The organism is Promicromonospora panici (genome assembly GCF_900608595.1).
GTDB classification, from domain to species: Bacteria; Actinomycetota; Actinomycetes; order Actinomycetales; family Cellulomonadaceae; genus Promicromonospora; species Promicromonospora panici.
The window spans coordinates 177,245-197,601 of the sequence record NZ_UWYY01000011.1; the positions used below are offsets into that span (position 1 = coordinate 177,245).

Sequence of the window (20,357 nt, forward strand, 5' to 3'; positions counted from 1 at the left end):
GCCAGGCCGACAGTCGGTCCCGGCCGGTGAGATGGTGTTACGGGAAGGGGGACGGCCGACGTCGGGACGCTCAGCGCACCGGCTCGACCTTGACCCGCGCGCCGTGCTGCTCGACGACGACGATGCGGGTGCCCTGGTCGATGGGCTCGTCGGAGAAGGCGAGCCGGGTCTCGAGCTCGGTGGCGGCGTCGAGGGACACCTCGCCGTGCCCGCGGTCGACGCCCGACGTCACGGTGCCCTGCGCGCCGACCAGGGAGACGGGTACGCCGTCGTCACCCGCCTTGAGGCGCTTGAGCAGCACGTTGACCAGGATGATCACTAAGACCGCGACGACCAGGCCGGCCGGGTAGGCGACCCACGGCTCGAGCCCGGCGGACAGCACCACCATGCCGGTCGCGCCGAACAGCAGCCCTCCGGCGCCGAGCGAGGTGCCCGAGAGGGCGCCGTCGGCCAGCTCGAGGAAGTCACCGAGCAGGAGCGACGCGACGGCCATCGCGAGCCCGAGAAGACCGATGATGATGAAGACGAGCATCCCGGGTCCATTCGTGAAGATTTGGAAAAGTCGGATGCAACGTATCAGGGCGGCTCGCGCAGTATCGGCGTTGGAGGGGTGAAACGGCGTACCCGTCGGACGGACGTGGACGGGACGCGATATCGGTCACCGCGCCGCCGACTGGCGCCGGAGCGTGCCGCTCGCCGCGAGCGTCAGCAGGGTGGCGAACCAGGCCGCGCCGACGGTGATGAGGAAGCCCGCGTCCGCGCCGGCGGCGTCCACCCGCGCCCCGGCGACCGACGCACCCAGCGAGGCGCCGATACCGATCGACGTGCCCACCCACGTCAGGGCCTCCGTGAGCTGATGCTTGCCGACCATGTCCTGCACCAGACCGTTGCCCGTGATGACGGTGGGCGCGATGGCGAGGCCGGCCACGAACATGACGATCGCCAGCACCCAGAGCGACTCCGCCAGGAGGAACAGGGACACGCCGGGGCCCAGCGTCGCCATCCCGATCACGAACCGGCGCGACGCCGGGCTGGTGAAGTGGCGGGCACCGTAGGTGAGGCCTGCGAGCATCGAGCCGAGCGCGAAGACCGCGAGGACGACGCCGGACATGCCCTTGCTGCCCCGCTCCTCGGCGAACGCCACCGTGACGACCTCCATCGAGCCGAAGATCACGCCCATCGCCACGAAGACCAGCACCACCACCGGCATGCCCGGGATGAGGGCGACGGGGCGGTGCCGCACCTCGGCGTCCGGCACCACGACGGGCGGCTCGGTGGTCCGCTGCACCACGAACAGCAGTCCGCCCGCGACCGCGGCGATCCCGGCGACGACCAGTGCCGAGGGCGCCGCGACCGCGGTAGCGAGCGTCGTGGCGAGCACCGGGCCCACGATGTAGACGAGCTCGTCGATCGACGACTCCAGCGAGTAGGCGGTGTGCACGCGGCGCGGGTCGTCGAGCGCGTGGTTCCACCGCGCGCGCACCATGGAGCCGTACGAGCCCTGGCTGCCGCCGGCGAGCACCGCGAACGGCCACAGCACCCACTCCGGGGCGCCGAGCACGGCGGCGGTGATCAGACCGCCCAGCCCGACGGCGGACACGAGGAGCGCGGGCAGGAGCACCGACCGCTGGCCGTGCCGGTCGACCCAGCGCCCGATCTGTGGGGCGAGGAACGCCTGGGCCAGGCCCAGCACCGCCGCCACGCGGCCCGCCATGGCGTAGCTGTCGTACAGGCCCTGGACCATGAGGACGGCGCCGATACCGACCATCGACATGGGCAGCCGGGCGAGCGCGCCGGCCGCGGAGAACCTGAGCGCGCCCGGCGTGCGGAGCACCGCCGTGTACGGGTTGGAGCGGGGTGAGGCGGCGGTCTCGGGCACGGATCGAGTGTCCCACCGACCACTGACACTGGTCCCGTTGTTTCTGGTGGCCTCTGGTGGCCGACGCCACAGAGCGGACGGTGGCAGGTGGCGGTCCGGAGGGCCCACGATGTCTCCATGACCGACGAACCGCAGGTGGCCGTGACCGACAACCCGGAGGAGTCCCGCTACGAGGTGAGGGTCGACGGCACGCTCGCCGGCTTCGCCGCCTACGAGACGGATCCGGGCACCGTCATCTTCGTGCACACCGAGGTGTTCGAGGAGTACGCGGGCCGCGGGCTGGCGGGGCAGCTCGCGAAGGCGGCGCTCGGCATGGTGCGCGAGGCGGGCGGCAAGATCGTGCCGCTGTGCCCGTACATCCGCTCCTACGTGCGCAAGCACGCGCCCGAGTACGACGACCTGCTGCGGTCCCCGCTGTCGGACTGACGCCGTCCGATGCGACGAGCCGGGCGTGAAACAAAATTTCGCAAACCCGATTGCTCTGCAAACTTCACATCCGAGGCGACATGTGCGAGAGTTTCCCCACGGCGCCGCCCGGTGGCATTGTTCGTCACCTCAGTGCTCCCGGATCGGCGCCGGCCAACCTAGCAGCAGCAGGACGCGACATCACAACACAGAGCACCACGGCACCAACCCCCAGCAGCCATTACCGGAGGTCAAAGCACGTGAGGCAACCCGCCAGCAACGAGGCGACACCCGTGCCCCCCTATGCGGGCACGAGGACGCTTCCGCCGGCAAAGCTGTCGGGGGTGATGTCGGGCATCGGACGCCGGGAGTTCCTCACCATGGCGACGGCGGGCACGGCGGCAGCCGCGATCAGTGTCACGATCGCGGCGCTCGACCCGGCGACGGCGCTCGGTGCCCCCGCGATGACGGGTAACGCCACGCCGCAGCCGTCGTCGGCTCTCAGCCTCAAGCGCGAGCTGCGCGCCATGTGGATCGCCTCAGTGGTCAACATCGACTGGCCCTCCGCGAGCGGACTCGACGCCGAGACGCAGCAGGCCGAGTTCCTGCACTGGCTGGACGTGGCCGAGGAAAACCGGCTGAACGCCGTGTTCGTGCAGGTCAGGCCCACCGCCGACGCGTTCTGGGACAGCCCGTACGAACCGTGGTCCCAGTACCTGACGGGCACGCAGGGGCAGGACCCGGGTTACGACCCACTCGCGTTCATGGTTGCCGAGGCGCACAAGCGCAACATCGAGCTGCACGCCTGGTTCAACCCGTACCGCGTGTCGATGCAGACCGACCCGGCGCAGCTCGTCGCGGACCACCCCGCGCGGCAGCACCCGGACTGGGTCTGGGCGTACGGCGGCAAGCTCTACTTCGACCCGGGCATCCCCGAGGCGCAGGAGCACATCCAGCAGGCGATCCTGCACGCCGTCGAGAACTACGACATCGACGGCGTGCACTTCGACGACTACTTCTACCCGTACCCGGTGGCCGGCCAGACTCTGCCCGACGCCGCGACGTACGAGCAGTACGGCGCGGGCTTCGACACCATCGAGGACTGGCGCCGCGGCAACGTGGACCATTTCGTCGAGACGATGAGCGTCCGCATCAAGGAGGCCAAGCCCTGGGTGAAGTTCGGGATCAGCCCGTTCGGCATCTGGCGCAACTCCGGCTCCGACCCGATGGGCTCGGACACGGGCGGGTCCCAGTCGTACGACGACCAGTTCGCCGACACCCGCAAGTGGGTGCTCGAAGGCTGGCTGGACTACATCAACCCGCAGATCTACTGGCAGATCGGGCTGGCGATCGCCGACTACGCGGCCCTGGTCCCGTGGTGGGCCGAGGTCGCGGCACAGTCCGGGACGCAGCTCTACGTGGGCGAGGGCCTGTACAAGATGACGAGCGGCGTCTTCACCGACCCGGACGAGCTCACCAACCACCTCGACCTGTGCCGCGAGGTCAGCCGCGACGTCGGCCCGATCCACGGCAACGTCTACTACTCGGCGAAGCACCTGCCGCTGGACGCGCAGGGCGGGATGTCGAAGGTCGTGCAGGACCACTACCAGCACCCGGCGCTGATCCCGCCGATGCCGCATCTGCCGGCGGAGCCAGTCGTCGCGCCGGTCCTGGCGAACGCGCGCCGGGTGTCCGGCGGCGTCCGGATCCATGTCGCCGACATCGGCGCCAAGATCGCGCGTGCGACGTCGTTCGCGGTGTACCGCGTGACCGGCGCCACCGACGCCGTGAACACGAACGAGCCGGCGAACCTCGTGGGGACGTTTCGCGCCGTGGGCGGGCGCCTCCAGTCGTGGCTCGACACCTCGGCGGCGCCCGGCACCGACTACACGTACGCCGTCACCGCCCTCGACCGGGTCTGGAACGAGACGGGCCCGAGCCGTTCGCGCGTCGCCGAGTAGACGTCAGCGCTCGACGGGCAGTCCCGCGCTCTGCCAGGCGAGGATGCCGCCCTCGAGGTTCGTCGCCTCGAAGCCCGCGGCCTCGTTGAGCCACTGGGTGGCGCGCGCCGAGCGGCCGCCGGAGTGGCAGACGACCAGCACCGGCGACTCGGCGTCGAGCTCGGCGAACCGGGCGGGCAGGTCGCTCAGCGGGATGTGCACGGCGCCGGGAGCATGGCCCGCGTCCCACTCGTCCTGCTCGCGCACGTCCAGGAGGACGGATCCTTCGGGGACGGGGGAGGTCGGGTCGAGCTCGCTGGGGTGGACCGAGGGGACCTCGGGCAGCATGGGCTGGAACATGCCCCCAGCCTACGACGGCGCCGCGAGGGTTCCCGGCGGCGACGGACACGCCCGGTACCTGGCAGTATCGGCTCCATGGATGCGCGTGCCGGAACCCCCGCCCAGCCCAGCGACCTGATCGACGTCGACCAGGTGGTCGGCGCCTACTACGACCTCTCGCCGGACCCGGACGACCCAGGCCAGCAGGTCGCCTTCGGCACCTCCGGTCACCGTGGGTCGAGCCTGGACCATGCCTTCAACGAGGCGCACATCGTCGCGATCACCGCCGCGATCGTGGAGTACCGGCGCGGCCAGGGCACCGACGGGCCCCTGTTCATCGGGCGGGACACGCACGCGCTGTCCCGCCCGGCCTGGCAGACGGCGCTCGAGGTGCTCGCCGCGGCCGACGTCGACGTCATGGTCGACGCGCGTGACTCGTGGACGCCGACGCCCGCCGTCAGCCAGTCGATCCTGCTGCACAACCAGACGCGGTTCGCGGAGGGAACGCCCGGCCTGGCGGCACCCGGATCGGGCCTCGCGGACGGGGTAGTCGTGACGCCGTCGCACAACCCGCCGCGCGACGGCGGCTTCAAGTACAACCCGCCCCACGGCGGCCCCGCCGACTCCGATGCGACCGGCTGGATCGCGGACCGGGCCAACGAGCTCCTGCGCACCGGCGTCGGCCAGGTGAAGCGGGTGTCCCTGGACGCGGCGCTCGCCGCCGAGCGGACGCACCGCCACGACTACCTGTCCACGTACGTGGACGACCTGGCCAGCGTGCTGGACCTGGACATCATCCGCGCGTCGGGCGTGCGGATCGGCGCCGACCCGCTGGGTGGGGCGTCGGTCGAGTACTGGGGCACCATCGCCGAGCGGTACGACCTCGACCTGACCGTCGTCAACCCGCAGGTCGACCCCCGCTGGGCGTTCATGACGCTCGACTGGGACGGCAAGATCCGCATGGACTGCAGCTCGCCGTACGCGATGGCGTCGCTGGTGGAGCGAATGACGGGCGGGGCGCCCGGCCAGCCGGCCCCGTTCGACGTCGCCACCGGCAACGACGCCGACTCCGACCGGCACGGCATCGTCACGGCCGACGGTCTGATGAACCCCAACCACTTCCTCGCGGTGGCCATCGAGTACCTCTACGGCGGGAATCGGCCGAGCTGGCCCACCGGTGCGGCGGTCGGCAAGACCCTCGTGTCGTCGGCGCTCATCGACCGGGTGGCGGGCGGGCTGAACCGGCGCCTCGTGGAGGTGCCGGTCGGCTTCAAGTGGTTCGTCCCGGGCCTGCTCTCGGGCGAGGTCGGGTTCGGCGGCGAGGAGTCCGCGGGCGCCTCGTTCCTGCGCAAGGACGGCCGGGTCTGGTCCACGGACAAGGACGGTCTCCTGCTCGCGCTGCTCGCCTCGGAGATCCTGGCGGCGACCGGCAAGTCGCCGTCCGAGCACCACGCGTCTCAGGTCGAGCGGTACGGGGAGAGCTGGTACGCCCGCGTCGACGCCGCCGCGACGCGGGAGCAGAAGGCCCGGCTCGGCGCGCTGTCGCCGTCGGACGTCAAGTCCACCACGCTCGCAGGGCAGGACATCACGGCGAAGCTCACCGAGGCGCCCGGCAACGGCGCGAAGATCGGGGGGCTCAAGGTCACGACGGCGGACGCGTGGTTCGCCGCGCGGCCGAGCGGTACCGAGGACGTGTACAAGATCTACGCGGAGTCCTTCGTGTCGGCCGAGCACCTCACGGAGGTCCAGGACGCCGCGAAGACGCTGGTCGACGAGGCCCTCACCTAGGCCGACACAGGCCCACCAGGTCTTGGTTGTGAGCGTGATCGTTGCGCCTAAAACGGGCATGTAGTCGCAACCGCCACGCTCACAACCAGGACGGGTGGCGGGGTTAATCGATTCGCGTGGTTCTCGGGGTGATTGCGTCTTTCTACCGTCACGTGGGTACGCCTCGGTCGATCCGGCCGCGGTGAACCCGACCTGAACGGAGAGCGCCATGTCTCGCGTACGACGTCGTACCCGAACGGCGGCCCTTGCCGCAGCCCTCGCCCTCATGACCACCGGCGCCGTCGCGGTGTCGCAGAGTGCCGTCGCCGGGGTGACCAGCCTCGAGGCGGCACCCGCGGCGTCGGACCTCTACGTCGACCCCACCACCCAGGCGTACGCCGCGTGGGAGGCTGCGAGCGGCACGGACAAGGACCTGCTCGCGAAGATCGCCCTGACGCCGCAGGCGTACTGGGTGGGCGACTGGGCCGACGCCGACCAGACCCGCCAGCAGGTCGCCGACTACACGGGCCGCGCCGCGGCCGCCGGACAGACCGGCATGCTCACCGTCTACGCGATCCCGGGCCGCGACTGCGGCAACCACTCCGGCGGCGGTGTGCCCGAGAGCGAGTACGCACGGTGGGTGGACACCGTCGCGTCAGGCATCGAGGGCAGCCCGATAGTGGTCCTCGAACCCGACGCGCTCGCCCAGCTCGGCGACTGCGACGGCCAGGGCGACCGGGTCGGTTACCTGCGGTACGCGGCGGCATCGCTGAGCGACGCCGGCGCGCGCGTCTACATCGACGCCGGGCACTCGGGGTGGCTGAGCGCGAGCGAGGCCGCGCGGCGGCTGCAGCTCATCGGCTTCACGGACGCCGTCGGCTTCGCGCTCAACACGTCCAACTACCAGACGACGGCGGACACCCAGGCGTACGCCGAGCAGGTGTCGTCGCAGGTGGGCGGCCATCCGTACGTGATAGACACCTCGCGCAACGGCAACGGCTCCAACGGCGAGTGGTGCAATCCGCGCGGCCGCGCCCTGGGCGAGCAGCCGCGGTTCGTCGACGACGGGACGGCGCTCGACGCGCTCCTCTGGGTCAAGCTCCCCGGCGAGTCGGACGGCGCGTGCAACGGCGGGCCCGCCGCCGGCCAGTGGTGGCAGGAGATCGCACTGGAGCTGGCGGCCAACGCCCATTGGTGAGCGGCGGGTACGCGATCAGTCGGCGGTCGTCACCAGGAGGTTGACGAGCTCGGTCAGGACGGCGGTGTCGGGTGCGGCGTCGCCGTCCTCCGGCGTGGGGTTCGCGGCCACGGCGCTCCGCGCGGACGACTCGTAGATGCTGAGCAGCAGGTCGACCGCCGTCCGCTGATCGACGGTGAACCGCAGGCCGAGGTCCTGAAGGATCCGCTCGATCGCCGCGCCGACCTCGGCGCGGAGCGTCTCCTCCTGGGCGAGGAACGGGCGGCCGACGGCGGGATCGCGCATCGCGAGCAGCTCCAGCTCCGCGCGCATCAGCGCCCATTGCCGGGCGTCTCCTGGATCCGTGACCACCACGGAGAGAACGGTCCGGATCGCGTCGTGGTCCACGGCGCCGCCCCGGACGATGTCCGGTCGCAGCTCCTTGCCGACGGACTCCAGCGAGGCGAGCTGCCGGCGCATCGCCCGTTCGGCGAGCGCGAGGAACAGCTCTTCCTTGCTGCTGAAGTTCGAGTAGAAGGCGCCGCGAGTGAACCCGGCGGCCTCGCAGACGGCCTCGATCGACGCGCCACGGATGCCGTGGTGCGCGAAGACGGTGAAGGCAGCGTCGAGCAGGCGCTCACGGGTTCGTTCGCGTCGCGGGGTCAGGGCCGTGGCGAGCGCGCGCTCGACGGACGACCCGGAGCCGACGTCAGTGGCGGACTCAGTGGTCACGGCAACTCCTCGGGGTGTCAAGCGGCCAGTCTATCAATACGCCCGCGTATCGGATGCACTCGTGTATCGGATACAGTGGTGCATCGAACCGCCATCGTCGTTCCCCGCCTCGCCCTGGAGTCTGCGTGTCCTCCGTTCTCTATTCACTCGGCCGCTGGGCCGTGCGCGCCCGCCGGCTCGTCGTCGCCGGATGGGTCGTTGTGCTCGTCCTCGTGGGCGGTGCGGCCGGCGTCCTGCAGCAGGGCCTCAGCAACGAGGTGACCATCCCCGGCACCGAGTCCCAGGAGGCGCTCGACCGCCTCGCAGCGACGTTCCCGCAGGTCAGCGGCGCTTCTGCCCAGGTGATAGTGGTCGCACCCGAGGGTGAGTCCGTCAGGGACGAACCGATGCGCTCGGCCATCACGGAAGGCGTCGAGGCGCTCGGCGACGTCTCCCAGGTCGCCGCGGTCACCTCGCCGTACGACGAGCAGATGCCGGCCTCGGTCTCCGACGACGAGCGCGCGACGCTCCTCACCATCCAGCTCGACGGCGACCAGGGGTCCATCACCAACGAGACCAAGGACGCGTTGGGCGAGGAGGCCGACGCGCTGGCGCAGGCCCTGCCCGACGGCGCGGAGGCGCAGCTGGGCGGTCAGCTCTTCTCGTCGGAGCTGCCCGAGATGACGCTCACCGAGGGCATCGGCCTGCTGGTCGCACTCGTGGTGCTGGTGCTGACGCTCGGTTCGCTCGTGGCCGCGGGACTGCCGCTGCTCAACGCGCTGCTCGGCGTCGGCGCCTCGATGGGGCTGTTGTTCGCGGCCACCGCGCTCGGCCCGATCAACTCGACCACGCCGCTCCTGGCGGTGATGCTCGGCCTGGCGGTCGGTATCGACTACGCGCTGTTCATCGTGTCCCGGCACCGAGAACAGCTCGGCAAGGGGCTCTCGGTCAACGAGTCGATAGCGCGGGCGACCGGGACCGCGGGTTCCGCGGTCGTGTTCGCGGGCCTCACCGTGATGATCGCGCTGGTCGGCCTCAGTGTGGCCGGCATCCCGTTCCTCACCACCATGGGTGTGGCGGCGGCCGTGACGGTGGGCATCACCGTGCTGGTGTCGCTCACGCTGCTGCCGGCGCTGCTGGGGTTCGCGGGCGAGCGGCTGCGGCCCAAGCCGTCACGCACGGCCCGGCGCGCGGCCGCCAGGGCGGCAGCTGCCGCCGTCGCCGCCGGCGACGAGCCGGAGACGACTCGCCGGCGCGGGGCCGCCACGACCCAGCCCGAGCAGAAGCCGAACCGCTTCTTCGCCGGTTGGGTCCGGCTCGTGACCAAGATCCCGGCGCTGACCGTCGCGCTGGTCATCGTCGCCATGGGGGCGCTGAGCTACCCCGCGCTGGACCTGCGCCTCGCGCTGCCGGACGCCGGCGTGATGGCCGAGGAGGACCCGGCGCGCATCACGTACGACCTGGTCTCGGAGCACTTCGGCGACGGGTTCAACGGCCCGCTGATCGTGACCGGGTCCATCGTGACCAGCACCGACCCGGTCGCGCTGATGGACGACCTCGGGGACGAGATCGCGGACCTGCCCGGAGTGGCCGACGTGCCGCTGGCGACGCCCAACCAGACCGCGGACACCGGCATCATCCAGGTGGTCCCCGAGGGCGGCCCGACCTCGGCCGAGACGGAGGACCTGGTGCGCGAGATCCGCGCGCAGCACGACCACTTCCTCGACGAGTACGGCGTTGACCTGTCCGTCACCGGCTTCACGGCTGTCGGTATCGACGTGTCCGACAAGCTCGGCGACGCGCTGCTGCCGTTCGCCATCGTGGTCGTCGGCCTGTCGCTGATCCTGCTGACCATGGTGTTCCGCTCCATCGCCGTGCCGATCAAGGCGACCGTGGGCTACCTGTTCTCGGTGGGCGCGGCGTTCGGCGTGGTCTCGCTCGTGTTCGAGCATGGTGTCTTCGCCGAAGCGCTCAACGTGACCCGCACCGGGCCGGTCATCAGCTTCATGCCGATCGTGCTCATGGGCATCCTGTTCGGCCTCGCGATGGACTACGAGGTGTTCCTGGTGTCCCGCATGCGCGAGGACTACGTCCACGGGGGCAGTGCGAAGCACGCGATCACCACGGGATTCCAGGGTTCCGCCAAGGTCGTCACCGCCGCGGCGATCATCATGATCGCGGTCTTCGTGGCGTTCGTCCCGCACGGCGACATGAACCTCAAACCGATCGCCCTGGGCCTCGCGATCGGTGTGGCTGTGGACGCCTTCGTGGTGCGCATGGTCTTCGTCCCGGCGGTGCTCGCGCTGCTGGGCGAGAAGGCCTGGTACATGCCGAAGTGGCTCGACCGCGTGCTGCCGTCGTTCGACGTCGAGGGCGAGGGACTGGCGCGCGAGCTGTCGCTCGCGGACTGGCCCGAGCCGGGTGCCACCGATGCGGTGGCGACCGGGGACCTGGAGGTGCGCGGCCGGTCCGGCGTCATCGTCGGCCCGGTGAGCGTGCGGGTGCCGGACGGCGGCACGCTGCTCGTCCGCGGCGACGCTACCGCGCCGGTCAGCGCGTTCCTGCTCGCCGTGGCCGGTCGGCTCGCCGTGACGGGTGGCGTGGCGAAGACCGCCGGACTCGTGCTGCCCGAGCGCGCGTCGTCCGTGCGGCACCAGGTGGCGGTCGTCGACTCGGCCGCCGAGGGCGGGCACCCCGCGGAGGCGGTCCGCCGGGCGCTGCGAGACAAGCCGACGGTGCTGGTCGTGGACGCCACCGAGACGGTGGGCGACCTGACGGCGCGGGCCGAGCTGGCCCAGGCCGTGGCGGGCGCGCAGCGTTCGGGCGTCGCGGTGCTGCTCGGCTCCACGGGCTCCGCGGCGACCGACCTGGCGTCGTCCGGCACCCCGGTGCTGGACGTCAGTGCGAGTGCGCGCGCCGATCGCAGAACAGAACGTGACCAACAGACCGACGTGACCGAGCAGGAGGTGCGGGCATGAGCACCGCAACGAGATGGCTGCGGCCCGAGCCCTTCCGCAACCCGTGGCGTGCCGTGGCCGTGGCGCTCCTTCCCCTGATGATCCTGGGGCTGCTGATCTCGGCCCTGTGGAACCCGCAGGACCGGCTCGACACCGTCAAGGCGGCGATCGTCAACCTCGACGAGCCCGTCAAGGTCAACGGCCAGACGGTGCCGCTGGGGCGCCAGCTCGCCGCGGGCCTGGTGAGCGGCGGCGAGACCGCCGACGCCCCGGTGGGCGAGGCGGCGGCGGTCCCCGCGTCCGATGCCAGCTACGACTGGGAGATCAGCGACGAGGCGAGTGCGGCCGACGGCCTCGCCGACGGTACGTACGCCGCCGTCGTGACCATCCCGGAGGGCTTCTCCGCCGCTGCGACGTCGTTCAGCGGTGACGACCCGGCGAAGGCACGCCAGGCGACCATCGACGTCGCGACGCCGGCCAACGGCCGCGTGCTTGACGACGCCCTCGCGCAGATCGTGGCACAGACCGCCACCGGCGTGCTCGGCAGCACCCTGACCGAGACCTACGTGGACAACGTCCTCGTCGGCTTCTCCACGCTCTCCAAGGAGCTGGGCAAGGCCGCCGACGGCGCGGACCAGCTCGCCGACGGCGCGAACGAGGCGGGCAAGGGTGCCAAGGAGCTGGCGAGTGGTGCGCGTCAGACCTCGGCCGGCGTGGCGGGGGTCGGCGACGCCGTGACCAGCCTGGCCGGGGGAGCCGGAGAGTGGGCGTCGGGCGCGGGTGAGTGGGCTGCGGGCGCCGACCAGATGGCGGCGGGCGTGGGCCAGCTGGCGGACGGCGCCGGGCAGTCGGCGTCGGGCGCAGCGGACCTGGCAACTGGCGCCGACCAGCTCGCGACGGGCACCGAGGGCGTTGCGACGGGTGCGAAGAAACTGGCGGGCGGGCTGGCACAGACGTCGGCCAAGCTCGAGGGGACCGGTGGTACTCCAGGTCCTGCGGAGGCAGCTACAGCGCTCGCGTCGGGTGCGACAGATGTATCGGGCGGAGTAACTCAGCTGGTCGAGGGCATGGAGCAGGCTTGCACCGTACCCTCGCTCGATCCTCGGCTCACGGCTTTGTGCGACCAGCTGCCCGATCTCAAGAAGCTTGATGCAGGCGCTAAGCAGGTCGCGGCCGGCGCATCCGGCCTCGCCGGTGCCCCTGGTGCCAAGCCCACGGGCCTCTACGAACTGACTGCCGGTATCGGCGGTCTCTCCCAGGGCGCGAACCAGCTCGTAGGCGGCGCGGAGCAGGTGTCTGGCGGCGCGTCGGAGCTCGCCGATGGCGCACACCAGCTATCGGGTGGTCTGACGCAGCTGCAGGCAGGCGCGGACGAGGCGGCCACTGGAGCGTCCGGCCTGGCCGACGGCGCGCGCGAACTCTCCGGCGGCGCCGGCGGCCTCGCCTCAGGTGCGACGGAGCTCGCCAACGGCGTCGGCGAGTTGGAGACAGGCACCAGCCAGCTCGCGACCGGCGTCGACGGCCTGGCCGATGGTGTCGGCGAGCTGTCCGGCGGCGCGAAGGACCTGTCCAAGGGTCTGGGGCAGGCCACGGAGGAGATCCCCAGCTACACGGAGCAGGAGCGCAAGTCGCTCGCGTCCGTCGTGGCCGACCCGGTCGCCACCGACGGCGAGGTCACCGACCTCGACACCGGCGCGACGGGCCCGATGTTCGCGGTCCTGGCGCTCTGGCTCGGCGCGCTCGCGCTGATGATCGTGTTCACGCCGGTGCCGCTGCACGCCCGCGGGTCGACCCGCGGTGCACTGCGGCTCACGCTCGAGACGTTCGCGATCCCGGCGGTGATCGGCCTGGTCACCGGCCTCGCGACGGGCGCCGTCCTCGCGGGCATCGAGGATCTCGACGCCGGGGGGTGGATCGCGACCATGGGCTTCGGCGCGCTGATCTCGGTCGCCTTCGTCGCTGCCAACCAGGCGCTGGCCGCCGCGCTCGGCCATGTGGGCCGTGGGGTGAGCCTGCTGGTGGCGGTCCTCGTCATCGCGACCGGGGTGGTGTCGACGGTGCCGGCCGTCCTCGAAGGGCTGTCGGCGTTCCTGCCGGTCGGCCCCGCAACCGTCGGGCTGGGCCGTCTCGTCGAACCGGGCACGGGAAGCGTCGGTCTGGCGATCGCCTCGGTGGTCCTCTGGGGCATCGCCGGGCTCGCCGTGACGACGATCATGGTGGCGCGCCAGCGCACGGTCAGAATCGGAGACCTCCGCCCGGCCTGACCAGCGCGCTCCGTTGAGTGCGGGATGTTCGCCCTGTCGGGCGGTCCGCAAAGGGCGAATATCCCGCACTCAACGACGGGGTGCGCGGCGGAGGCGGGCCGCCGTGTCCGGCCAGGCGACGTGTACTCGCTTCGTGGGGGCCAGCGCCTTGGCCAGGAACGCGTCGCGCAGCACGATCCCCTCGGGAGAGAGCTCGATGACCGTGAGCTCCGGGCCCTCGCCGTCGAGCAGCCAGTACTCCGCGAGCTCGCGCAAGCCGCGATCGAGCACCAGTTCCTCGGCCACGTGGTAGTCACACACCTCGCCGACGGCGTGTCCCAGCCGGTTGCGGGGGATCACGTCGGCGTAGTCGTCGGTCACGGGCTCGAGGTAGCCAACGGTCTCACCGTCCTCTCGCGTGACGGCGAGCCAGGTGTCCACAGGGGCGATCTCCGGCATGGTCATGGCCCGACCCTACGGTCGGCCGTCGCCCTGGAGCGCGCTGTTTTCCTCCGGGAGCCTCAGCCCTCAGAAGACCGGCGTCAGCCCAGGTCCGATTTCCGGATCAGACCGTGCACGCCCACCGTCCGGTCGACGACCTGCGAGATCGCGAAGTCGGCCGCGGCCGACAGGTAGGCGTAGGCGACCGCCCGGTCCAGGCCGTGGTCGTGCTCCAGGAAGTCGAGAGCGTTGACGACCGCCCGGCGCATGGCGACATCCAGGTCGTTGAGCTGCCCGCCCACCGAGCCGTCCGGGTCGGACAGCCCGATGGGGATCCACGCGTCCGCAGTCTCCGCGAACGGGTACGAGTACGCGACCGACGGCGCATCGCCTGAGCCCGGCTTGCAGACGGTGAGCCGGAACGTTCCGCGCAGTGATCCCTCCATCGCGGTGAGCGCCACCTCCCCGTCGCCCATCGCCATGTGCGGGTCCCCGACATAAAAGAGCGCGCCCTCGGCGCTGACCGGCAGGTAGAAGGCGGAGCCGGCACCCAGGTGGCTGATGTCTATGTTGCCGCCGCCGAGCGTGGGCGGGATCGAGTTGGCCTCGGGGGCGGTGAGGTTCGTCGTCTCGGCGAACGCGACGCCCATCATCCCGAAGAACGACCGCAGCGGGAACCGGACGCGGCCCGAGCCGGAGCCCATCACGGCGTGGCCGCCCCGCACGCTCGCGAATACCGACACGTTGCCGTACTCGGTGGGAATGCCGGACTCCCGGCCGTCGGAACCGACCGGCGGCATCACCTCGTCGAGCGTGATCCCGGCGGGCGCACCGGTGGTGGTCGCCGCCAGAGCGCCCTTGCCGTGCCGGGACGAGACCAACCCGTACGGAACGCGCGGCGTGGCCGCCAGGGTCTCGATCTTGAGGACGTCGCCAGGTTGGGCGCCCTCCACGAACACAGGCCCGGTCACGACGTGCGGCCCGTCGACGTCGAAGTCTCGCGGAGTGCGGGAGTATCCGGCGGCGATCGCGACGGCGTCGTCGAGCACCTCGCGCCGTCGGACGCCGTGCTGCGCGAAGTACGCGACGGGGTCGCGGCCCTGGTCCTCGAGGATGCCCTCGTGGGAGACGGAGTCGATGGTGACCGTCTGGCCGGAGCGCACCCGCGCCACGGCGTCGGCGTGCACGGACGGAACGTAGCCCCAGAGGACTTCGTCGGCCTCCGAGCCCAGGTAGACGTCGCCCGGGATATGGCCGCGGCCCGGCTGCAGGACGCCGGAGAACCTCCCTGAGCTGAGCGCGGCCCCCGCGCCTCGGTTCGTGGCCGACGCCGCAGCCGGGACCGCCGAGCCGGCCGCCAGCGCCGACCCCGCGCCCATCCCGAGCGCCGCCTGCAGGAACCGCCGTCGGCCCAGTGCGGAGACCAGAGTCTCTGCCGCGGCACGTCCGGATTGGTGTCGGGGAAGGATCACGGCTCCACGCTCCTTAGATATGGCGCGGCCGGGCGCCGCACGGTCTCGACGGTAGGAACCGGAGATTTCCCCCGTGTGTGCTCGCCGTTACGGCAACCGGACCAGTCACTCTGTGCCGTGCGCCGAGGTAGAACTCTGGCGAGGTAGAAGTGCAGCGAGGTAGAACCGCAGCGCACCAAGGTGCGCTGCGGTTCTACCTCGCCAGAGTTCTACCTCGCCAGAGTTCTACCTCGCGCTGGTTCTCGGCGAGCGGGTCAGTCGAAGTACGTCTCGACGTCGACCGGGCCGCCCTCCTCGGCGAACTCGTCGTGGACGGCGGCCCGCAGCCCGGCGTCGTACAGGTAGTCCAGGGCCGTCGATGCGAGCCCGGCCGTGCTGTCGACGGCGGCCGACACCGCCGCCGGGGTCGCCGCCGCAGCGGCGAACTCGGCGGTGTGCAGCGCGACGTCCGGGTCGGAGACCTGCACGAGCGGGTGGATGCCCGGGATCCGGAACGAGAAGTTGCCGAAGTCGGTGGACGCCGCGAGCGTCTCCGACAGCACGCCCGCCGGTAACGGGTCACGCCCACGACGACGCTGAGCGGAGACCCAGCGGTCGGTGAGCGCCCGGTTGGTGCGCACCGGCAGGCTCGGATGGGCGCCGTCGTCCCAGGTGATCTCGACGTCAGTACCCGTCATGCGGGCCGCGCCGTGGGCGATGTCGTCGAGGCGGTGCGAGAGGTCGCGCAGCGTGTCCGCGTACTTGGACCGCGCGTACAGGTGCACGACCGCCCGCTCGGTGATGATGCTCGGCCGCGTGCCGCCCTCCGCGATCGTCGCGTGCACGCGGTCTACCGGCGGCATCTGCTGCCGCAGCAGGCCGATGGCCTGGTACGCGAGGCTGGCGGCGTCCAGCGCGTTGCGGCCCATGTACGGCTGGGCGGACGCGTGCGCCGGGCGCCCCGTGAACGTCCAGGTCAGCAGACGGCGGCCGAGCCAGACCTGGTCGGCGACGTCGAGCCCGTACGGGTGCACCATGATCGCGGCGTCGATGCCCTCGAGCGCCCCGTTCCGGGCCAGCACCTCCTTGCCGGTGTGCCCCTCCTCTGCGGGCGTACCGAGCAGGACCACCCGTCCCGCCGGGGCGTCGGCCGAGGTCATGACGTCGTGCAGGGCGAGGAAGGCGCCGACGCCGGACGCCGCGATGACGTTGTGGCCGCAGGCGTGGCCGATGCCGGGCAGCGCGTCGTACTCCGCGCAGATCGCGATGGTGGGCCCCGCGGCATCGCCGACCTCGGCCCGGAACGCCGTCGGCACCCCGTGGGCACCGAGCTGGGCCTCGACGCCGTGCCGCGCCAGCACCTCGACCAGCGTCGCCGCGCTGCGGTGCTCCTCGAAGGCCGTCTCCGGGTCCTCGTGCAGGCGCCGGACGATCTCCGCCAGCTCCGGCTCGAGTTCCTCGGCCGCGTGCTCGACCGCGGAGACCTGGGCGGCCGGCGCACCGCCGTCGGGCAGACCTGCACCAGCTTGCCCGACGGCGCCGGGGCCGCCCACGGCGAACGCGCCGGACGAGCTGGACGCACCGGACCCGGCCGACGCGCCGGTCAGAGCCTCCCGCCGCCCGGCGGTCTCGGCGACCAGATGGTCGAGATAGGCGGTGCTGGGCGGGATGGCGCGGTTCATGCGGTCCATCGTATGGAAGTCGTTACCCGGCCGAAAAATCACCCTTTACATTACGGACCTACGCTGCCTGACCAACGGAGAACCAAGGGAGACCGTATGAGCACCGCAGCACCGCCTGTCCGCCCGTCCCGCGCCGACCGGTTCCTGGGCGCCGTCGAACGGGTGGGCAACCGGCTGCCCGAGCCGTTCACGCTCTTCCTGATCCTGTTCCTGGTCATCGCCCTCGTCTCGACATTCATGGCGCTCGCGGACGTGACCGTGCAGGTCCCGGGCGCCGAGGAGGTCACGGAGATCCAAGGGCTGTTCACGCCCGAGGGAATGACGTGGTTCACGGAGAACATCGGCGCGAACTACATCGGCTTCCCGCCTTTGATGACGGTCCTGACGATCTGGCTCGCCGTCGGCGTCGCCGAGAAGACCGGTCTGCTCGCTGCGGGAGTACGTGCGGTGTTCGGTTCGGCGCCCCGCTGGGCGCTGCCGTACGCCGTCGGCTTCGTGGGCGTCGCCGGCAGCGTCATGTCCGACAGCAGCTTCATCGTCATCCCGCCGCTCGCGGCGATGGTGTTCAAGGCCGCCGGCCGGCACCCGGTCGCGGGCCTGCTCGGCGGCTTCGCCGCGACGGGCGCCGGGTACTCGACGAACTTCGCCGTGACCAGCCTGGACGCGCTGTTCTCCGGCATCACGGTCTCGGTGACGCAGATCCTGCCGAACCCGGGTGACCCCGTGAACCCGGTGTCGAACTGGTACTTCAACGTCGTCTCGGCGCTTCTGCTGTCCGTGGTCGCGGGCTTCCTGATCGACAAGGTGCTGGAGCCCCGGCTCGTCCGGCAGTCGGTCCCGGTCGACGAGGCGCGGTTCGCCGGCACGGTGGTGCCCGGCGCCGCCAGGACGGTTCCCGGAGCGAGCGCATCCACCGAGCCGGAGGGCACCGAGGAGTCCGCCGACCTGTCGCCGACCGAGCGGCGCGGCCTGGGCTTCGCCGTCGCGGCGCTGCTGCTGGTGGCCGCGGTCATGGTGGTCGCTTTCGTGGTGCCCGGCTCGCCCTGGCGCAACGAGGACGGCGGGTTCCTGCCGGAGTCGCCGCTGCTCAGCTCGATCACCTTCGTGATCTTCGTGCTGTTCCTCGTGCCCGGCGTCGTCTACGGCGTGGTGACCAGGTCCGTCACGTCGATGAAGGACATCCCGCGACTCCTGGAGCAGTCCATCAAGGACATGGCGGGGTTCCTCGTGCTGGCGTTCGTGCTGGGCCAGTTCATCGCGCTGTTCAACTGGTCAGGGGTGGGCCAGTGGATCGCCGTGGCGGGCGCGGAGGGGCTCCAGTCGGCCGGCCTGACCGGTTACGGGGCGATCATCGGCTTCCTGGTGCTCGCGTCCTTGCTGAACCTGTTCATCATCTCGGGCTCGTCGCTGTGGACGATCATGGCCGCGGTGTTCGTGCCGATGTTCGCACTCATCGGGTACGAGCCCGGGTTCGTGCAGGCGGCGTTCCGCGTCGGCGACTCCGCGACGCAGATCATCACGCCGCTCAACCCCTACATGATCGTGCTGCTCACGTTCCTGCGGCGCTGGGAGCCGGGCGCCGGCCTCGGCACGGTGATGGCGCGGCTGCTGCCGTTCACCGTGGCGTTCTGGCTGGTGTGGGCGGCGATCCTGTCGGTGTTCTTCTTCTTCGACCTGCCGGTCGGGCCAGGAAACGGGATCTTCCTGGAGTGACCGGGTCGGTCAGTCCAGGTAGTCCTTCACCAGCTGCTCGGCCAGTCCCGTGTACGTGTCGGGGGTGAGCGCGGCGAGGCGGGCGGCGACGTCGTCGGGCAGGCCGAGGCCGGCCACGAACTCGCGCATGCGCGCGCCGTCCACCCGCTGGCCGCGGGTCAGGTCCTTGAGGCGCTCGTACGGGTTCTCCATGCCAGCCACGCCGGCGACGGACGCCGCGCGCATCGCGGACTGGACGGGCTCGCCCAGCACCTCCCAGTTGGCGTCGAGGTCCTCGCGCAGCAGCGTCTCGTTGACGGCGAGCCGGTCCAGGCCGCGCGCCACGTTGTCGATCGCGAGCAGGCTGTGCCCGAACGCGGGACCGATGTTCCGCTGCGTCGTCGAGTCGGTGAGGTCACGCTGCAGGCGGCTGGTCACGAGCGTCGCCGAGAGCGTGTCCAGGAGCGAGCACGAGATCTCGAGGTTGGCCTCGGCGTTCTCGAACCGGATCGGGTTCACCTTGTGCGGCATCGTGGACGAGCCAGTGGCGCCCTCCACCGGGATCTGCGTGAAGAACCCGAGCGAGATGTACGTCCACACGTCCGTCGCGAGGTTGTGCAGGATCCGGTTGAAGCGCGCGACGTCCGCGTAGACCTCGGCCTGCCAGTCGTGCGACTCGATCTGCGTGGTCAGCGGGTTCCAGTCCAGGCCGAGGCCCTCGACGAACGCCTTGGACACCGCGGGCCAGTCGGCCGTCGGGACGGCGACCGTGTGCGCGCCGTACGTGCCGGTGGCGCCGTTGAGCTTGCCCAGGAACTCGGCGCCGTCGACGCGGCGCAGCTGACGGCGCAGGCGGTGCGCCAGGACGGCAAGCTCCTTGCCCAGGGTGGACGGCGTGGCCGGCTGCCCGTGCGTGCGGCTGAGCAGGGGCGCCGCAGCATGCTCGCGCGCCATGCCCGCGAGCTGGTCGACGACGGCGGTCGCGGCCGGGAGCCACACGTCGCGGACCGCGCCCCGCACCATCAGGGCGTACGACAGGTTGTTGATGTCCTCGCTGGTGCAGGCGAAGTGCACGAGCTCGCTCGTTGCGGGCAGGCCCGTCGTGCCCAGGGCCTCCGGAGCCGCGGCGATGCGACGCTTGATGAAGTACTCGACGGCCTTCACGTCGTGCACCGTCTCGCGCTCGATCTCGGCCAGCTCGGCGATCTCGTCCGCGCCGAACGTAGCGGGGATCGCACGCAGGTAGTCGATCTCCTGCGGCGACAGCGTGGGTGCCCCGGGGACCACCGGCGCACTGACGCCGGACGCGCCGTTGCACAGGGTGATGAGCCACTCCACCTCGACGTGGATGCGCTCGCGGTTCAGCGCCGCCTCGCTCAGGTGGTCCACGAGCGGCGCGACGGCCTTGCGGTACCGGCCGTCCAGGGGGCCGAGCGCGATGGCCGGGCTCACGTCCGCGAGAGTGACGCGGGTGGCGGGGCCGGCGGTTGTGGTGGTGGTCTCAGGCACGTGCCCCATTCTCCCACGGGAGATCCGCAGGGAGCCCGCACAGACCCGCCCCACGCCGTTCCGCGGCTGCGAGCCTGACCACAACCGGCCTTCCCGATGACTCGTGCACAGGTGGGCGTTCGTGCCCGACGGCGGTGCCCCCTCCGCGCCTAGCGTCGTGGGAG

15 protein-coding genes are annotated in these 20,357 nt (G+C 71.4%); 7 read left to right on the forward strand and 8 right to left on the reverse strand.

Translation table 11 applies throughout. The annotated features are described in order from the left end of the window. Nucleotides 1-70: 70 nt before the first annotated feature. Both EW117_RS14640 and EW117_RS14645 read right to left on the reverse strand, forming a co-directional pair. On the reverse strand, nucleotides 71-532 hold the full coding sequence (locus EW117_RS14640) for an NfeD family protein (RefSeq protein WP_129787458.1): 462 nt from the start codon (nucleotides 530-532) through the stop codon (nucleotides 71-73). 126 nt (nucleotides 533-658) lie between these two features. Continuing rightward, a complete protein-coding gene (locus EW117_RS14645) occupies nucleotides 659-1,879 on the reverse strand; it encodes an MFS transporter (protein ID WP_129787459.1) in 1,221 nt (406 codons plus the stop codon). A 117-nt stretch (nucleotides 1,880-1,996) separates the two neighbouring features. Between EW117_RS14645 and EW117_RS14650 the strand changes: the two genes are divergently transcribed. Both EW117_RS14650 and EW117_RS14655 read left to right on the forward strand, forming a co-directional pair. Then, a complete protein-coding gene (locus tag EW117_RS14650) occupies nucleotides 1,997-2,305 on the forward strand; it encodes a GNAT family N-acetyltransferase (RefSeq protein WP_165362697.1) in 309 nt (102 codons plus the stop codon). A 239-nt stretch (nucleotides 2,306-2,544) separates the two neighbouring features. Further along, nucleotides 2,545-4,245, forward strand: coding sequence for a glycoside hydrolase family 10-like protein (locus EW117_RS14655; RefSeq protein WP_242504299.1), 1,701 nt, complete (start codon nucleotides 2,545-2,547; stop codon nucleotides 4,243-4,245). A gap of 3 nt (nucleotides 4,246-4,248) precedes the next feature. On the opposite strand, the gene EW117_RS14660 is transcribed toward EW117_RS14655, so the two are convergent. Further along, nucleotides 4,249-4,584 (reverse strand): rhodanese-like domain-containing protein, encoded by a 336-nt coding sequence (locus EW117_RS14660; protein WP_129787460.1) that lies wholly within the window; start codon nucleotides 4,582-4,584, stop codon nucleotides 4,249-4,251. Between the two features lie 75 nt (nucleotides 4,585-4,659). Here EW117_RS14660 and pgm point away from each other — a divergent pair, with 75 nt between their 5' ends. Then, a complete protein-coding gene (gene pgm, locus EW117_RS14665) occupies nucleotides 4,660-6,351 on the forward strand; it encodes a phosphoglucomutase (alpha-D-glucose-1,6-bisphosphate-dependent) (protein WP_129787461.1) in 1,692 nt (563 codons plus the stop codon). A gap of 208 nt (nucleotides 6,352-6,559) precedes the next feature. Beyond that, complete coding sequence (locus EW117_RS14670; RefSeq protein WP_129787462.1) at nucleotides 6,560-7,528, forward strand: glycoside hydrolase family 6 protein; 969 nt, start codon at nucleotides 6,560-6,562, stop codon at nucleotides 7,526-7,528. A 15-nt stretch (nucleotides 7,529-7,543) separates the two neighbouring features. Here EW117_RS14670 and EW117_RS14675 read toward each other — a convergent pair whose 3' ends face one another. Beyond that, on the reverse strand, nucleotides 7,544-8,239 hold the full coding sequence (locus EW117_RS14675; RefSeq protein WP_129787463.1) for a TetR/AcrR family transcriptional regulator: 696 nt from the start codon (nucleotides 8,237-8,239) through the stop codon (nucleotides 7,544-7,546). A gap of 125 nt (nucleotides 8,240-8,364) precedes the next feature. Between EW117_RS14675 and EW117_RS14680 the strand changes: the two genes are divergently transcribed. Beyond that, nucleotides 8,365-11,196: an MMPL family transporter gene (locus tag EW117_RS14680; RefSeq protein WP_129787464.1), complete on the forward strand. Its 2,832-nt coding sequence runs from the start codon at nucleotides 8,365-8,367 to the stop codon at nucleotides 11,194-11,196. Next, the gene (locus EW117_RS14685) at nucleotides 11,193-13,439 is read left to right on the forward strand and encodes a YhgE/Pip domain-containing protein (protein ID WP_129787465.1); all 2,247 of its coding nucleotides are present in this window, start codon (nucleotides 11,193-11,195) and stop codon (nucleotides 13,437-13,439) included. Before EW117_RS14680 ends, EW117_RS14685 begins: the two co-directional genes overlap by 4 nt. Before the next feature lie 69 nt (nucleotides 13,440-13,508). On the opposite strand, the gene EW117_RS14690 is transcribed toward EW117_RS14685, so the two are convergent. The 3 genes from EW117_RS14690 to EW117_RS14700 all read right to left on the reverse strand — a co-directional run bounded on the left by EW117_RS14690 (nucleotide 13,509) and on the right by EW117_RS14700 (nucleotide 17,001). Beyond that, the gene (locus EW117_RS14690; protein ID WP_129787466.1) at nucleotides 13,509-13,883 is read right to left on the reverse strand and encodes a hypothetical protein; all 375 of its coding nucleotides are present in this window, start codon (nucleotides 13,881-13,883) and stop codon (nucleotides 13,509-13,511) included. Nucleotides 13,884-13,960: 77 nt separating this feature from the next. Then, nucleotides 13,961-15,331, reverse strand: a complete 1,371-nt coding sequence (locus EW117_RS14695; RefSeq protein ID WP_129787467.1) for an acetamidase/formamidase family protein — start codon at nucleotides 15,329-15,331, stop codon at nucleotides 13,961-13,963. A 254-nt stretch (nucleotides 15,332-15,585) separates the two neighbouring features. Continuing rightward, on the reverse strand, nucleotides 15,586-17,001 hold the full coding sequence (locus EW117_RS14700) for an amidohydrolase (RefSeq protein WP_129787468.1): 1,416 nt from the start codon (nucleotides 16,999-17,001) through the stop codon (nucleotides 15,586-15,588). An 87-nt stretch (nucleotides 17,002-17,088) separates the two neighbouring features. On the opposite strand from EW117_RS14700, the gene EW117_RS14705 reads away from it, so the two are divergent. Next, nucleotides 17,089-18,705 carry an AbgT family transporter gene (locus tag EW117_RS14705; RefSeq protein ID WP_129787469.1) on the forward strand — a complete coding sequence of 539 codons (1,617 nt, stop codon included), beginning with the start codon at nucleotides 17,089-17,091 and terminating at the stop codon, nucleotides 18,703-18,705. Nucleotides 18,706-18,714: 9 nt separating this feature from the next. Here the strand turns inward: EW117_RS14705 and purB are convergent, their stop codons facing one another. Next, the gene (purB, locus tag EW117_RS14710) at nucleotides 18,715-20,202 is read right to left on the reverse strand and encodes an adenylosuccinate lyase (protein ID WP_129787470.1); all 1,488 of its coding nucleotides are present in this window, start codon (nucleotides 20,200-20,202) and stop codon (nucleotides 18,715-18,717) included. Between the last annotated feature and the right edge of the window lie 155 nt (nucleotides 20,203-20,357).